Source organism: Planctobacterium sp. R6, from assembly GCF_055755215.1.
Window position 1 is genome coordinate 15,936 of the sequence record NZ_JBVTQY010000004.1, and the last position, 15,592, is coordinate 31,527.

Annotated in this window: 10 protein-coding genes; 5 read left to right on the forward strand and 5 right to left on the reverse strand. The window is 46.8% G+C overall.

Annotation, left to right across the window (positions count from 1 at the left end):
* Positions 1 to 399 precede the first annotated feature (399 nt).
* From ligA to smc, 3 genes are all read right to left on the reverse strand, one after another.
* Entirely contained in the window at positions 400 to 2,427 is a 2,028-nt protein-coding gene (gene ligA, locus AC0J20_RS03990) for an NAD-dependent DNA ligase LigA (protein ID WP_473020713.1), read from the reverse strand.
* 84 nt (positions 2,428 to 2,511) lie between these two features.
* Complete coding sequence (gene zipA, locus AC0J20_RS03995; protein WP_473020714.1) at positions 2,512 to 3,789, reverse strand: cell division protein ZipA; 1,278 nt, start codon at positions 3,787 to 3,789, stop codon at positions 2,512 to 2,514.
* 59 nt (positions 3,790 to 3,848) lie between these two features.
* Positions 3,849 to 7,316 (reverse strand): chromosome segregation protein SMC, encoded by a 3,468-nt coding sequence (gene smc, locus AC0J20_RS04000; protein ID WP_473020715.1) that lies wholly within the window; start codon positions 7,314 to 7,316, stop codon positions 3,849 to 3,851.
* A 179-nt stretch (positions 7,317 to 7,495) separates the two neighbouring features.
* Here smc and cysZ point away from each other — a divergent pair, with 179 nt between their 5' ends.
* Complete coding sequence (gene cysZ / locus AC0J20_RS04005; RefSeq protein ID WP_473020716.1) at positions 7,496 to 8,239, forward strand: sulfate transporter CysZ; 744 nt, start codon at positions 7,496 to 7,498, stop codon at positions 8,237 to 8,239.
* Between the two features lie 17 nt (positions 8,240 to 8,256).
* Here the strand turns inward: cysZ and AC0J20_RS04010 are convergent, their stop codons facing one another.
* On the reverse strand, positions 8,257 to 9,195 hold the full coding sequence (locus AC0J20_RS04010; protein ID WP_473020717.1) for a GGDEF domain-containing protein: 939 nt from the start codon (positions 9,193 to 9,195) through the stop codon (positions 8,257 to 8,259).
* A 440-nt stretch (positions 9,196 to 9,635) separates the two neighbouring features.
* On the opposite strand from AC0J20_RS04010, the gene AC0J20_RS04015 reads away from it, so the two are divergent.
* From AC0J20_RS04015 to AC0J20_RS04025, 3 genes are all read left to right on the forward strand, one after another.
* On the forward strand, positions 9,636 to 9,920 hold the full coding sequence (locus AC0J20_RS04015) for an RNA recognition motif domain-containing protein (protein ID WP_229530566.1): 285 nt from the start codon (positions 9,636 to 9,638) through the stop codon (positions 9,918 to 9,920).
* Positions 9,921 to 10,176: 256 nt separating this feature from the next.
* Entirely contained in the window at positions 10,177 to 12,531 is a 2,355-nt protein-coding gene (locus AC0J20_RS04020) for a carbohydrate binding family 9 domain-containing protein (RefSeq protein WP_473020718.1), read from the forward strand.
* A gap of 309 nt (positions 12,532 to 12,840) precedes the next feature.
* Positions 12,841 to 13,155, forward strand: a complete 315-nt coding sequence (locus AC0J20_RS04025) for an isoamylase early set domain-containing protein (RefSeq protein WP_229530564.1) — start codon at positions 12,841 to 12,843, stop codon at positions 13,153 to 13,155.
* Between the two features lie 52 nt (positions 13,156 to 13,207).
* Here AC0J20_RS04025 and AC0J20_RS04030 read toward each other — a convergent pair whose 3' ends face one another.
* Positions 13,208 to 14,452: a cystathionine gamma-synthase family protein gene (locus tag AC0J20_RS04030; protein WP_473020719.1), complete on the reverse strand. Its 1,245-nt coding sequence runs from the start codon at positions 14,450 to 14,452 to the stop codon at positions 13,208 to 13,210.
* Positions 14,453 to 14,778: 326 nt separating this feature from the next.
* Here AC0J20_RS04030 and AC0J20_RS04035 point away from each other — a divergent pair, with 326 nt between their 5' ends.
* Positions 14,779 to 15,552 carry an NRDE family protein gene (locus AC0J20_RS04035; RefSeq protein ID WP_473020720.1) on the forward strand — a complete coding sequence of 258 codons (774 nt, stop codon included), beginning with the start codon at positions 14,779 to 14,781 and terminating at the stop codon, positions 15,550 to 15,552.
* The last annotated feature ends 40 nt before the right edge of the window (positions 15,553 to 15,592 follow it).

Sequence of the window (15,592 nt, forward strand, 5' to 3'; positions counted from 1 at the left end):
TACCTTCCTCATAAGAGCGTATTTACCTTTACTGTCCAAAATTTGTTCTAGATATAAGCGCTTTAATCGCGGAACAGTCCTACAGGCCTAGTGGCTCTAAGTCAAAGGGCTGTAACAAAGAGTAAAGCGCTTATATGACGAACCCTTCGGGCAGCGCCTGTGTGCAATTTATACTGTGTTGAGTGCTTTTGATTTAGAACCACTAGACCATCAAGCATTCGCCTTGTCTAAATTGCACACAGACTGCTGCAAAATTGTACAGAAAAGGTAAGTACGCTCTAATAGTATCGGCGTGGATATTGAGGTATTTAGTTTAATACTTGATATTTTTCGGGGAACGAAGTCTGAGGGCAGTGAAACTATCTGAGCAAGCACATAGTTTCACGATCAGATCTATAGCTAATACTGCGCAAATAGCGCCAGCATTTCTTCTTCTGTCATTACAGTAACCCCCAGCTCCTGCGCTTTAGTGAGTTTAGAGCCGGCTTTTTCGCCTGCAACCAGATAATCTGTTTTGGCACTGACGCTGCCAGACACTTTCGCCCCCAGGTTTTGCAAAATTGCTTTAGCCTCATTACGGCCCATCGCGCTCAGGGTACCGGTTAACACAAAGGTTTTGTTCAGCAGGGGTTGTGCTGTACCGGACTTGTCTTCGATGTCCGGCCAGTTAACTCCCAATTCCTGTAACTGCGCAATGACGATTTGATTGTGCTCTTCGGCAAAAAAGTGTCGGACATGGGCCGCCACCACTTCCCCAACGTCGTTCACTTCCACCAGTTGTTCCAGAGTGGCATTCATCACCGCATCCAGAGTTTTAAAATGATTGGCCAGATTTGCCGCGGTGGCTTCGCCCACTTCCCGAATCCCCAGAGAATACAAGAAGCGAGGCAAGGTGGTTTGTTTGGCTTTGTCCAGGGCATTAATGATATTGGTAGCAGACTTTTCGCCCATGCGCTCCATAGCGGCAATTGGTGCGACATCAAGACGGAAAAAGTCAGCGGGAGTTTTAACCAGTCCCATATCCACCAGTTGCACCACCAACTTATCACCCAACCCATCAATATCCATGGCTTTACGGGACGCAAAGTGTTTTAAGGATTCCTTCAACTGGGCCGGACATATCAGGCCACCGGTACAGCGCAATACCGCTTCCTCATCCAGTCGTTCTACGTGAGAATCACATTCAGGACAGGCAACCGGAAATACCACGTCCCGGGCATCGTCCGGCCGCTGCTCCAGGACAACGGATACCACCTGCGGGATCACATCACCAGCCCGACGTATTATCACCGTATCGCCAATTTTTACCTGTAACCGGGCGACTTCGTCCTGATTGTGTAAGGTGGCATTAGATACGGTCACACCGCCCACAAACACCGGTTCCAGTCTTGCTACCGGGGTAATGGCACCGGTACGACCCACCTGGAATTCAACATCCAGTAGCTTTGTCATTTCTTCCTGAGCCGGGAATTTATGCGCAATAGCCCAACGCGGTGCTCTGGCTACAAATCCCAACTCTTGTTGCAGCGCAATGTCGTTGACCTTGAACACTACACCGTCAATTTCATAAGGTAAAGCAGCCCGCTTTGTTGCCAAACCCTGATAATACGCATGACAACCTTTCGCCCCTTTGGCTACAGCCACTTCAGGACTGAGTGGCATGCCCCAGTGAGCAAGTTGATTAAGACGCTCTGCGTGTTTATCAGCCAATGCTTGTCTTTCGCCTTCCACAACGCCAACGGAATAGGCATAGAACATCAGAGGGCGAGACGCAGTGATACGCGAATCCAACTGGCGCAAACTGCCCGCGGCGGCGTTTCTTGGATTGGCAAACACCTTTTTTTCACTCGCTTTTTGCGCCGCATTCAATGCCGCAAATCCGGCAAGCGACATAAAGACTTCACCACGGACCTCTAAACGAGCCGGAAAGTCATCACCTCTAAGGCTCAGGGGCACATTTTTAATAGTACGCACATTGGCGGTAATGTCTTCGCCCACACGACCATCACCGCGTGTGGCTGCTCTTACAAACTGACCGTTTTCATACAGAATACTGACAGCCAGGCCGTCCAGTTTGGGTTCGCAGCTGTAATCTATCTCAACGTCACGCTTTAGCCGATCTTTGAGACGCTTCTCAAACGCGAATAGCTCTTCTTCATTAAAGGCGTTGTCCAGCGATAACATGGGTAATTCATGGGTGATCTGACGGAACGCATCCAGTGGCGCCCCGCCTACTTTTTGGCTGGGCGAATCGGCAGTAATGAGTTCTGGATGGGCAGCTTCGATTTCCTGCAATCGACGTAATTGCCTGTCGTATTCACTGTCCGGAACGGTCGGTGTGTCCAGCACATAATATTGATAATTGTATTCGTTTAGCTGAGTTTTCAGTAACTGTAACTCACTAATCAGGCTGTCATTGGCAGACATAATGGTAATTTACCTTAATCAATCTCTTGGGGAATTATAGCGTTTTTTCGGGCGGCTTTGCGCCGCCCGATGATAAAGTGGAGGTCAGGCGCGGCGAATCATACGGCGTCGCTCAAACTCTCTGATTTTTTCAACATACTGTTGCAAGCTCTGCTTGGTTAACACACTACGCCGGCTATCCAGTACCTGGGCACCAAATTCATCAGCCAGCTTTCTGGCCGCATTGTGCATCATATTAAAGACCTGATGTGCATCTGCTTCGATAGGCAAGGTCATAAACAACGATAACCCCCGGGTATTGAAGTTTTCCATGTTATCGATATCAAAGGTACCCGGGTTGAACATGTTCGCCAGGGTAAACAGGCGCGGGCCTTTACCATTACTGGCCGCATGACGATGAAACATATTGTGTTCGCCAAATTTAAAGCCCAGGGTCAACAATGACGGCAATAATGCCGCCCCCTGGATGGTTTTACCTTCAGGCACACGTACATTCAGGATAAGCACTTCGTTTTGTTGCGTATCCTCAGAAGCAGCATCAGCAGACAGTTTATTGTCGGTGGGTGCTTCCCGCTCTGGTGAGGTTTCCAAATCCAGGCCGAACTGATCCCGGTCTTTTTCCGCGTTCCTGCTCTTCTTCGCTTTTGCGTCATTGTCTTCTGATTTTCGGCCCACCAGCTTTTTAGCTTTGGCAGCAATGGAATCTGCATTGCGTCCCAGTTTATTGCCCCCTACCACTTCGGTTCGGGTATGTTCACTTTTCAGGGCACTGCCTCGACGTGGCGCATCTTCAATTTCGATTGAGGTATCGATCATGGGAATGTCATCGGCAGACACTTTGCGGCTTAGCGGTACGTCCTTTTTTAATAAACTGGAAGGCGGTTCCGGCATATCATCAGACTCAGCGACATCCGGCTCCGATACTGCAACGTCAGGGGTTGCAGCCTTTGGCTCTGGTTTCTGTGCCGGGGCATCAGATACAACGCGAACGGCACCAATCCCGTCTTCGTCATAATTTTCGCGTTTCGTGGATTCAGCAGCGGCTGGCGCTGGCGCACTCTGTTTAACAGAAGGTGATGCAATATCGCTATCCGTATACAAAGGCACATCGCCCACTAAAGGGTCGTACTCCGTGTCTTCGTCCTGCTCATACTGCAGGTCGTTTACTTTCTCATCGGCGGATAACAAAGGATCATCATCACTGATCACAATCCCCGGCTCGGCACGTTCTGCCTGGGAAAGACTGTCGGCTTCACTGTTTTTAGCCTTGTTATTTTTTCGTATAGTCCACATGCCATGAGCTAGTATGCCCACTATGGCAAATATACCGATACCAATTAGCGCAAGTCGGAATTCATCCATTTCTATGGTCACCCTTTGTTAAACAGCGCATATTTTATTATTGTTTGGCGCTTTCAAAATTATGCGTTTGCAATAGCAACAGCTTCTTCCACATCCACAGCAACGATACGGGACACGCCCGGCTCCGCCATGGTCACTCCGGTTAAGTGGTAAGCCATTTCCATCGCAATCTTATTATGGGTTATAAAAATAAACTGTACGGTTTTCGACATTTCGGAAACCAGTTTACAAAATCGGCCTACATTCGCATCATCTAATGGTGCGTCTACTTCATCAAGCAAACAAAATGGTGCCGGATTTAGCCTGAATATTGCAAAAACCAATGATAAAGCGGTCAGGGCTTTTTCTCCACCAGAAAGCAGGTGAATTGTACTGTTTTTCTTTCCGGGTGGTCTGGCCATGATTGTAACGCCCGTTTCCAGCAAATCTTCGCCGGTGAGTTCCAGCCAGGCGGCTCCACCACCAAACACCTTCGGGAACAGCATTTTAACGTCTTCATTGACTTTTTCGAAAGTTTCCTTGAAGCGTGTGCGGGTCTCTTTGTCTATTTTTCTGATGGCATTTTCTAATGTTTCCAGCGCCGCTTCCAGATCATCATTTTGTGTATCTAAATGTTGCTTTCGCTCTGACTGCACCTGGTATTCATCCACAGCGGCCAGGTTTACCGCACCAAGTTTTTGCAGCGCCGACGTGGTTTTTTCCAGTTCCACACGCCACACTTCTTCGTCACAATCATCGGGCAGATGCTCCAATATCTGTTTCAGCGACTGTTGCATCTCTTGCAGCTGTTCTACAAAGGTATTGGCGCGGGTGCGATTTCGCTCAATTTCCAGCTGCAGTGACTGGGCTTCAGCGCGCATTTTTTCCACTTGTTGTTGCACACCAACCTGCCCTTTTTCCGCGTCTGCCAGTTGTTCTTCCAGGGTTTGTAACTGTTGGTTGAACTGCAGTTGTGTATCAGCTAAAGCCTGCTTTTGTGCCAGCAGTTCATCCAGTTTTCCTTGCTGACCTTCGCCCGGTTCAAGCAGTTCATTTAGCTCTTGTTTAAGACGGCGTAACTTTTCCTGGTTGCGCTGAGCCTCCACATTGCCAGTGTGCAGTTTATTGTTATTGGCATCAGCCTGAAAACGCACATCCTGAAGCTTTAACGCCACACTGTGTTGCTGAGTTCGGGTGTTTTCCACTGCCATTCGGGCGTTTGCCAGTTTATCTTCGTACTGGTTGCGCTGCTGTTCTATATCGCCGTGCCCTTCTTCTAACTCAGCAATCTGCATTTCCAGCTCTTCTACTTCCATGGCCAGCTCTTCCAGTTGCATTTTTTCTTCTTCTAACTGTGCTTGCTGCTGGGCTAATTCCTCTTTGATTCTCCCTTGTTTATGAAGGTGTTGTTGTTGCTGGTTTTCCAGTAACCGGATTTGCTGCGTCAGGTGTTGCCTTTCTAATTTAGTTGACTGCAAAACAAGTTCCGCGTCTTTCAGCGCGGTACTGATAGACTCCAATGCCGCTTCCTGCTCACGGAAGCTGTCGTCTGCCTGCTGCGTTAAGTCCAGTTGTTGTAGCAACTGGGTGTCTAGCAAATCGATTTTTGACTTTTGCTGCAACGGGCTCTCATGACGATTATCTAAACCGGAAATGCGCCAGTCACTGCCAAACCATTCTCCCGCCTGAGTGATCACACTGTAACCGGGTTCCAGGGTTTCTCTGATTTGTATGGCCTGTTTGGAGTCATCCACCACAAAAATGTTATTCAGCCAGTGTGGCACGACCTTGTTAAGACACTTTTCAGCCAGACTTGCAGGCCTTTTTTCGGCACTCATGAGGTCAGAAAAAAACAGTGGCAAACCCTTTGGCAATGCATTATCCGCTTCCTGGCTTAGCAGCCAGGCGGTGCGCCACTGTTGCCCTGCGGTTTCAACAGCATATTGCCAGCCATCTTCTACCTGTAATGTTTGCCACAGAGGCCGGGCATCTGGCTGCGCTTCGAGCCAGCGCTGCTCTTCACCGGCAGTTTCAAATTGCCGTTGATACTGTATGCGGGCGCTTTCCAGTTGACTTTCCAGACGACTGAGTTGTTTGTGCTGCGCTTCTCGTTCTGTGCGCAGGGTTTGCAGCTGTGCCTGGCTTTGTGCCTTGCGTGTCACCAGTGAATCACAAGATTGCTGCGCCAGGTGTTCGGTTTCGTCGAGTTGCTCGCTACGCAACAGCGCTTCTTCCAATTCAGACACCAACTGAGGGTCCAAATCCTGGTTCAATTCTGAGTGCAGTTCTTTTATGCGCTGCTCGGTACGCAACTGAACCTGTAACAAGCCCTGAATGCGGCTGTGCCGATTTTGCGCCTGTTGTTTTAAGTGTGTAAATTGTTGATCTGCGCTGCGCCAGTTTTTTTGTTTTTCCAGCCATTCATCCTGCAGTCTTGCCAGTTGCTCTTCAGCATCCATCAACGCTTCGTTGAGAATTTCCGCTTCCGGCTCTAAAGCATCCAGTTGCTCGGCCAGAATTAAAGATTTTTCCTGTGCCTGTTCCAGTCCCATTGACAGTTCTTCGGCCAATGATTCTGCCGTATTGATTTCTTCGTTGAGTTGGCTCTCACGCTGCAAACGAAAAATTTTGTTTTGTTCCAGACGCGTTATTTCATTCCCCACCAGATAAAACTGATGTTGAATATCGGCGATTTGCTGTTTGACTTCCTGCTGTTGCTCTCGCAGTTCAGTGATTTCTTTTTCATCGCCACGCTGTTTGGCAATGTAAGCTTCGATGTTTGCTTCCTGTTGCTGCACCTGTTGCTCTAGATCGGCGATTTTTTCGCTGTGTTTTAACCACCGAATTGCGGCCAACTGACCTTTGTAGGCTCGTTCTTTGGCTTTGAGCTCAGTATAGCGTTTGGCAGCGGCGGCCTGCCTTTGCAGTTTGTCCAGTTGCTGTCCTAACTCGGTCCGCACATCGCCCAGGCGGTCCAGGTTGTCCCGGGTATGACGAATGCGGTTTTCGGTTTCGCGTCGTCTCTCTTTGTATTTGGATACACCGGCAGCCTCCTCAATGAACACCCGCAATTCCTGAGGTTTAGATTCAATCAGGCGGGAAATCATTCCCTGCTCGATAATGGCGTAACTGCGGGGCCCTAATCCTGTTCCTAAAAACAAATCAGTGACATCCCGGCGACGACACCGGGCACCGTTGAGGTAATAGTTGGACTGCGCGTCCCGGGTCACCACACGTTTAACGGAAATCTCGTTGAACGCCGCATATTCACCCTGAATACGCTGACTGCTGTTGTCAAATACCAGCTCGACGCTGCATTGAGAAACGGGTTTACGCGACGAGGAACCATTAAAGATAACGTCTGTCATGGCATCGCCACGCAGGTTTTTTGCAGAGCTTTCACCCAGCACCCAACGCACGGCGTCAATTACATTGGATTTACCGCAACCATTGGGTCCCACAATAGCGGTCATATCATCCGGAAATGGGATGTTTGTCGGGTCCACAAAGGACTTGAATCCAGCCAGGCGAATCTTATTGAGACGCATTTTATGATTGGCCTGTTTGAAGTAAAAGGAGTAGCACGCTAAATTGTTTTTGTTTTTCCGGGCTCAGTTTCAGTAATCTACCACTTCTCAATATCTGTAACAATTCCCTATAACGAACCGGTTTAATCCCATTCCGGCTTTCGTTATTATGGCGGCGATAGCATACTCACAGGGAAACTATGAATAATAAATCCGGATTAGACTACTTCTTTCAAGGCTTTGACCTGATTTCCAGACCGGGCGTGCGCCTGTTTGTCATCGTACCTTTGGTGGTAAACGTGCTACTTTTTAGTGTGGCATTCTATTATTTATTCGGACAAATAAACCCACTGGTGGAAGAAGTCACCGCCTGGATACCCGACTGGCTGGATTGGCTGAAAGACAGCCTGGCCTATATTATCTGGCCTCTGGCAGTGTTAATTATACTGCTCTTTTCAGCATTCATTTTTGGCACTCTGGCAAACTGGATTGCCGCACCATTTAACGGATTATTAGCAGAGCGTATAGAACTCATTCTCACCGGGCAACCTGTCGCCGGTGGTGGATTTACTGATCTGTTAAAAGACATTCCCAGAACCCTGGGGCGGGAGGTGGTGAAACTGCTTTACTATATTCCACGGGCGGTAGGGTTTTTAATTCTGTTTTTCATTTTGCCGGTATTTGGTCAGGTTATCTGGTTTTTGTTCACCGCATGGATGATGGCCATTCAATACTGCGACTACCCATTTGACAACCATAAAGTGGCTTTTAAAAAAATGCGCGCCGAACTGGCTGCCAATAAAAAAGACGCCTTTTTGTTTGGTATTACAGTCACCTTTTTCTCAATGATCCCCATCGTTAACTTTATTGTGATGCCGGTCGCCATTTGTGGGGCAACAGCCATGTGGGTAGACAAGTATCGCGCCAGTTATGGCGTGAACTAAAACCATGCAGGTATAAATCAGGCGAAACTGTTTTGGGTGCCTGAAACCACACAGTTTCGGCCCCGATTTTTTGCCTGATACAGCGCTTTGTCGGCGATATCTAAAGCGGCTTCAAACGAGGAGTGTTGCGGGATCTCGTACAAACCAATACTCACCGTTTTGTGCAATGTGCCATCTGCCACATCAAACTCAGCTTCCTGAAACTGTGCCCTGATCCGCTCTGCAACTTTATGGGCCACCTCGTGATGACAGTTCAAAACCACCAAAAACTCCTCACCGCCATAGCGAAACGCATAATCCTGCTGACGAATTTCCCTTTTAATGACATTGGCAATCAACACAATCAACTTATCCCCTGTGCCGTGCCCATAGTTGTCATTAACGGATTTAAATCGGTCCAAATCCAGTAACAACAGGGTTCGCGGGTTTTGTGCCTGCGACCCCAGCATGTTCTGAATAAATTCGTTGTTCAGGAATCTGCGATTATATAGCTTGGTTAAGGGATCGGTGTTGCTGGCATCTATGAGGATCTCTTTTTGCCTGTTTAGCAATTGCAGTTGTTCTTTGTATCGGCCTGACCAATGAAAGATAGCCACGGCCACAAGCACGATACCAACATTGGTTGCCACATTTTCTAACAGCAGCGCTATCCAGTCGGGCCGAATATTCACAAATTCATCCATCAGATCGTGGGCGTCTCCTACCAACATGAAACAAAATCCGACGAACAACATCTTAGATTCACGAGTTTCTGACTCAAGACGCAAATTCACTCCCAACAGCAGTAGTACAAACGAAATTGAGAATATTTCGCTCACGACATCGTAATAATTGATTACCAAAATGGGCGAATCGGCGTTGAAGTGAAACAGCAGCATCAGCCAGACACAAAGGGATACAACCAATGTAACCAAAGAGGATAAGCGTATAGTCTCTGGCAATTTGATAGGGGTCATTGAAACAGTTTTAAGTCAAAAATTAAGGGATTAAATTCCTTTAAAAAAATAAGAGAATAAAATGACGATAATGTGTCATTTGTGCTGCTGTTTGATGAATTTCGCCCACACGATTAAAATTGGCACATTTTTTGAGCAACCCTGTGTTAATTCGTTTTCTCCAACAGGTTTTTTAATTTACCCATCCCGATTACAAATTTTCACACAAAAATTTGTTGAACTCACATCAGCGAAAAATACTATGAGCCAGAGCGTACAAGGGATAGGTGTCATTTTGCATTAATAATTATTTAACAAAAATTGTGTTGCATTTTACCCTTAGCTGCATCAGACTGCGAGACGGGATTGGGTGAAGCATTGAGGCGGCACTCGCGGCATTAGGTGACTTTGATTGTTGGAGCCTTGTGGCGTATTACTACAACAGTCAAAGAGAAGAGATCATGAAATTATACGTTGGTAACTTGTCCTACCGGTTGACTGATGCCGAGTTGGAAGAAGCGTTTGCTCCTTTCGGTAATGTTTTATCTGCCAAGATCATTATGGAAAGAGAAACCAATCGCTCAAAGGGATTTGGATTTGTAGAGTTTGAATCTAAAGCAGATGGCGAAAGCGCAATTGAAGGCCTGAATGGCAAAGAAGTTGGCGGTCGAGCTGTTGTCGTGAATGAAGCTCGTCCACCGAAGCCACGCACTAACAATGGTGGTGGTCAGAGAAAACGTTACTAAACGTTTTTTTCCGGTTTAAGAAGAAACGCTCCTCCTGGAGCGTTTTTAGTATCTGCTGCTCTGCGTAGCAACTTCCTCCATAATGTCATAAGTTTAGATGGTTATGCGGTTTGCTGTCCTGAAATATGCCGCTTTGCATTTACAACTTCAAATATACGATTAAGCTTTTGCTTTTCCATTGCAGCGAAATCAAAGTTGCTGCTTATAAAAGAAATAACCTACGCTATAAAGCGACTAAGAACTGTTAAGGAAATCAATGCGACATTTTGTGGGGCTGTTGTGCCTGATATTTTCTGTTGGTGCCAGTGCTAACCCACCTAAAGTGCCTAAGGTTATAGATACGATTAAAATAGATGGCGTTTTGGATGATTCGGCCTGGCAACATGCCGCAAAAATACACTTAAACAACATCACCTGGCCACAGGAAAACACCCCGCCGTTAGTACAAACTGAGGTAAGTTATTTTGAAAATGGGGATACCTTGTTTGTGGCTTTTCAGGCTTATGATCCCAATCCCGAGGCGATCAGGGCCTTTTATAATGATCGCGACAAAGTCTGGCGCGACGATCTGGTTGGCATAAAGCTCGATCCCTATAATGATCATCGCCTGGTTTTCCAGTTTTTCGTTAATCCCCTGGGTGTCCAGTTAGACAGTATAGAAAACGTGATCAGAAATAGTGAAAGTGACGCCTGGGACGGCCTCTGGGATTCAGAAGGCAGAATACACGAAGAGGGCTTTACCGTTGAGATGGCCATTCCGCTGCGAAACTTTAACTTTAATCCAGGTCAGGGAGAACAAACCTGGGCCGTAGAATTTTTGCGTTTTTACCCCAGAAGTGAACGACAGCGAATTTCCAGCATGAAAATCGATCGAAACAACGATTGCTGGGCCTGTCAAATGGAAGAAATTCAGGGATTTGAAGGGATGCAACAAGGAAACTCGTTGGCGATAGTGCCGACTTTGGCGCTGGGTTACCGGCAAACCCGGGAACTGCAAGAGAGCGAAGACGTGGCCGGTGGTTATCAGTTCACCGACTGGCAGAGCAAGACGAATATTGAGCCGGGACTGGATATAAAATGGAGTATCAGTTCAGACATTTTTCTAAACGCCACCATCAATCCCGATTTTTCGCAGGTAGAGGCCGACTCTGCACAATTAGGGCTGAATAACAACTTCACGTTGTTTTTTCCCGAAAAGCGACCTTTTTTCCTGGAAAATCAGGATATGTTCAATAGCCAGTTTGACATGGTATATACCCGCAATATTGGCGCACCGGATGTCGGTGCCAAATTAACCGGCAAATCGGGTAAGCACACCTTTGGTCTGTTCGCGGCAGACGATAGCAATACCACGTTTCTGGTGCCCGGTAATCTGCGCTCAGACATAGCCGAACTCAATCAGGACAGTAACAATGCTGCGGTCCGGTATCGCTATGATGCCAATGCCGATCTTTCTGTTGGTTTGCTGGGCACCTTCCGGACTTCGGATGATTACCACAACTACACGGGCTCTGTAGATGTAACCTATAAGATAACTGCCCAGGATATTATCAAAGCGCAATTCGTTGTCAGTGACACTGAGTATCCCGAATGGCTCAGTAACGAATTTTGTGAACAGGAAGATTGTCGACAGGCAAACATTGAATGTAGTTTTTCCAACTGTATTACCAATGAACAGGTGTTGCGAACCCAAAATTATACCGGGCTGAATGATAACGCGTGGTATTTAGCCTACGACCATGAAGAAAGAGACTGGTTTATGTATGCGGATTTTCGCAGTATTGGCAGCGATCACAGAGCCGATTTAGGTTTTGAAAGCCGGACGGATTACAACAAAGCACTGTTGGGCGGAGGTTTGATCTGGTATGGCGAAGAGAGTGACTGGTGGACAAGCTCTGAATTAAGGTCCGACTGGGACATTACTCACAATGAAGCCGGTGATGTGATTGAACGAGAAGTGGAAGTCATTTTTAACTTTGATGGGCCTATGCAGTCTTTTGGTGAAATAGGTTGTATCGCAAATGAACACGTGGGAAAGCGTCAGGATGCATCAAGCCTGGCCATCGCGGGAAATACCACGCTGTTTAACCGCAACTTTTGTTTTGTTTACGGCAATTTTCAGCCTGCTGCCGGTTTGTTTTTGGAAAATGAATTTGTATTTGGCAAGCAAATTGACTTTGCAAACAACCGTCTGGCAGACCGTTTTACCTGGCGTCCGGCATTTGAATACAGCATCAATGCGCACCTGAGAGCAGAAGTACGTTATTTGTATGAACAGCTGGACGCTGATGAAGCAGAAGTATTTACGGCGCATCAGGCAGATGTGCGGATAAAGTATAATGTTGATGTCAGAAACTCCATCAAACTCAACCTGATCTATACACGTATTACTCACAATCTCGCCAACCAACCGGGTCGGGCTGCCGACGACTTGCCGGACGAATCCTATGCGGATATCGCAACGCAACTGATTTACAGTTACAAAATAAACCCTCAGACGGTATTTTTTGCCGGTTACGCAGACTACGCCTATGAGGATGACAGGTTAACGGATTTAGAAAAAGATGACCGCAGCCTGTTCGTTAAATTTAGCTACGCCTGGTTAATGTAAAGTCTGTTGATATTCGCAGTACACGTTGTGTTCTAACCAGGCGCGATTTCTTCGTGAAACAGACCCTGATACCAGCTCCATTCACTATGGTCCGGGATCAGGAAAATAGCTGAGTACTGGTCCGACCCCAGGTAAATAGTCATGCAGAGTCCAAAGCTGGCAACACAATTGCAAAATTCACACAGTAAACTGTTGCTTTCGCACCTTTTTAGTACTTTTATTACACAATAACAGTGATAATATTAGTTTTGTGCGGTATAAATAAGCACTATATGTAATTTTATTACAATTTAACTTAGGATACACAGCATGGCACTCACTAAAAAATATTTAAAATCAAAACCCGTTTGCAAAGTTACATTCAAATTGACCCAGGAAGAGGCACAAAGCGCCGATTCGGTGCAACTGGTGGGAGAATTTAATGACTGGGACAGTCAGGCAGCCCCAATGAAAAAATTAAAAAATGGCGGCTTTACCCAAACGCTGGATCTGGAAGCAGGAAAAGAATTCCGATTCCGCTACCTTCTGGATGGCGAAAGCTGGGAGAATGATTGGGCGGCCGACAAATATATTCCGTCACAATCGTCTTATGACGATGATTCTGTGGTGTCAACGCTGGGCTAACATAGCTGTGTTTGGGGAGGATTCCCCTCCCCTACATCATTGGCGTATTGTTTTATGCCAGGGCTTGTTCAAAGTCTGCAATAAGATCAGCGATATCTTCAATGCCAATGGAAAGACGGATCATATTGTCACTGATCCCCATTTCCGCTCTGACTTTCTCTCCCATTTCAAAATAAATGGTGTGCGCTACCGGAATGGCCAGTGTTCTGGTGTCTCCCAAATGCGTCGCGTTTAGCACCAGTTGCAGTTTATTCATAAAAGCAAAACAATCTACTGAATCAACCAGATCAAAACTGAGTATTCCACCAAATTGCGCAAAATATTGTGCCGCTTTGACATGTTGTGGGTGCTCTTCCAGGCCCGGGTAATACACATTGGCAACCTTAGGGTGACTTTGCAGGTATTTTGCAAGTTGCATCGCATTGTCACAGGTTTTATCCATACGTAATGCCAGGGTTTCCATACCGATCGAAATAGCATGTGCAGATTCAGAGGTTAAACATCCCCCCATATCCCGCAAGCCTTTCTTCTTAATTTGCATCAAACCCTGCATGGCGACTGGCAGTGATCTGAAACTGTCCTGGATTCCGGCATATTGTGCCCAGTCGAACAAGCCGGTGTCGACGACAACACCGCCGAGAACCTGGCCATGGCCAGCGTAATATTTGGTCAGTGATCCCATTAGTAAAGATGCTTTCACTGATTTCGCATCAAAGATGTACGCCGGCGTCATGGTATTGTCTACCATGTATAACAGCCCGTGCTGCTCACACAACTCGCCAATGGGTAATAAATCCGCAACCTGGGTGACCGGATTGGCTATGGTTTCTACGTAAACAGCGCGGGTGTTGGGACGTATTGCCTGTGCAACTTCGCTAACATCAGTCACATCCACTACGCTAATCTCAATGCCATAGCGTCGCATTGTGCCAATGAAGCTGCTGGTATTGCCAAATACAAACTGGCTCATGATTAAATGATCACCCTGTTGTAACAAGGCTAAAAACGCCGTGGTAATTGCCGCCATTCCGGAAGCAAAAGTCAGCGAGCCAACGCCGCCTTCCAGTTGCGAGATCATGTTCTGTAGCGCATCAATGGATGCGGAGGACTGTCTTGAATAGGCATGGCCGGCCACCTTACCCTGAAAAATATCCACCAGATCCTGAATATCGGGGTAATTAAATAATACTGAATTATTGGTTGCCTGGTGCACAGCACCATCCTGAGGGTCGTTCAGTAATCTGTCGGCGTGCACTAAGCGGGTGTTAAACCCTTTTTGTTTAAGAATATCGGACATGGTAACGTCAAAAAGTTGAATAAATACTGAGCTTTGTGGCTCTGATAATGAGAATCATCAGAAGCTACCATAAAAACGTTTAAAATACTGTTAAGAGTTGCTATTACATATACTCAAAGCACCTCAGACTCTCTGATATTGGCCAGGTAAAATACAGGTGCTGACAGAGTGCCATAAACCGGTAAATCCAAAACGCACAACACGCCCTAATAGTATAAATGATAATTTGTAAACTAGACCGGGCTCAATACAATAGGTGAAATGCTTGTGATTTTTACCCTGTCTATCAGGACAGTGTCGACGTTTGTTTAGGTTATCCACCACTTATGTGTATTTTATTCATTGCAGTTAAACAGCACCCCAACTATCCACTGATCATCGCGGCAAACCGCGATGAGTTTTATCAACGTCCAACCAGTGAAAGTCACTTTTGGGAAAAGTTTCCGGATTTACTGGCCGGTCAGGATTTAGAAGCGGGCGGTACCTGGATGGGCGTTACCAAAGGTGGTTTTATCAGCGCGCTGACCAACATTCGGGCTCCTCACTTAAACCGGGACGATGCCGATAGCCGGGGGCGATTGGTACTGGATTATCTGAGTCAACCTCAGCTCAGACCCGACTATGTGCAACGCCTGCATCAGCAGCGCCATCATTACAACGGCTACAACCTGCTGTTTGGACATTGGAATGATCTGGCGGTGTATAATAACCATGAAGATTCGCTACAGTTTTTAAGTCCGGGGTTTTACGGCTTATCCAATGCCAATCTCAACAGCCCATGGCCCAAAATTAACAAAGGTGTACAGGCATTGAAAACCTATTGTCAGCAACAACAGTACGTCGATTCGGAAAGTTTACTGGCATTGCTGCGCAACGAAGAAAAAGCCGCAGACCACCTGCTCCCCCAAACGGGAATTCCGGAGCAGTGGGAAAAACAATTGTCGTCGATCTTCATTCAATCTGAGGGCTACGGCACCCGAACATCAACGCTTTTTTGGGTCGATACACAGGGTGACGCCATGTGGCACGAACGCACATTCAACCCACAGGGACAAATAACTGGCAACAAAACAGAACACTTATTACAGTTTGTTCAATGATAGTCTTATTTTTACAGTCTGATCAGCGCAACAGTACTCG

Excerpts from the sequence above, each read along its gene's own strand:
- ligA (WP_473020713.1), bottom strand. The coding sequence starts at position 2,427 with ATGTCTGCCAATGACAGCCTGATTAGTGAGTTACAGTTACTGAAAACT.
- zipA (WP_473020714.1), bottom strand. The coding sequence starts at position 3,789 with ATGGATGAATTCCGACTTGCGCTAATTGGTATCGGTATATTTGCCATA.
- smc (WP_473020715.1), bottom strand. The coding sequence starts at position 7,316 with ATGCGTCTCAATAAGATTCGCCTGGCTGGATTCAAGTCCTTTGTGGAC.
- cysZ (WP_473020716.1), top strand. The coding sequence starts at position 7,496 with ATGAATAATAAATCCGGATTAGACTACTTCTTTCAAGGCTTTGACCTG.
- AC0J20_RS04010 (WP_473020717.1), bottom strand. The coding sequence starts at position 9,195 with ATGACCCCTATCAAATTGCCAGAGACTATACGCTTATCCTCTTTGGTT.
- AC0J20_RS04015 (WP_229530566.1), top strand. The coding sequence starts at position 9,636 with ATGAAATTATACGTTGGTAACTTGTCCTACCGGTTGACTGATGCCGAG.
- AC0J20_RS04020 (WP_473020718.1), top strand. The coding sequence starts at position 10,177 with ATGCGACATTTTGTGGGGCTGTTGTGCCTGATATTTTCTGTTGGTGCC.
- AC0J20_RS04025 (WP_229530564.1), top strand. The coding sequence starts at position 12,841 with ATGGCACTCACTAAAAAATATTTAAAATCAAAACCCGTTTGCAAAGTT.
- AC0J20_RS04030 (WP_473020719.1), bottom strand. The coding sequence starts at position 14,452 with ATGTCCGATATTCTTAAACAAAAAGGGTTTAACACCCGCTTAGTGCAC.
- AC0J20_RS04035 (WP_473020720.1), top strand. The coding sequence starts at position 14,779 with ATGTGTATTTTATTCATTGCAGTTAAACAGCACCCCAACTATCCACTG.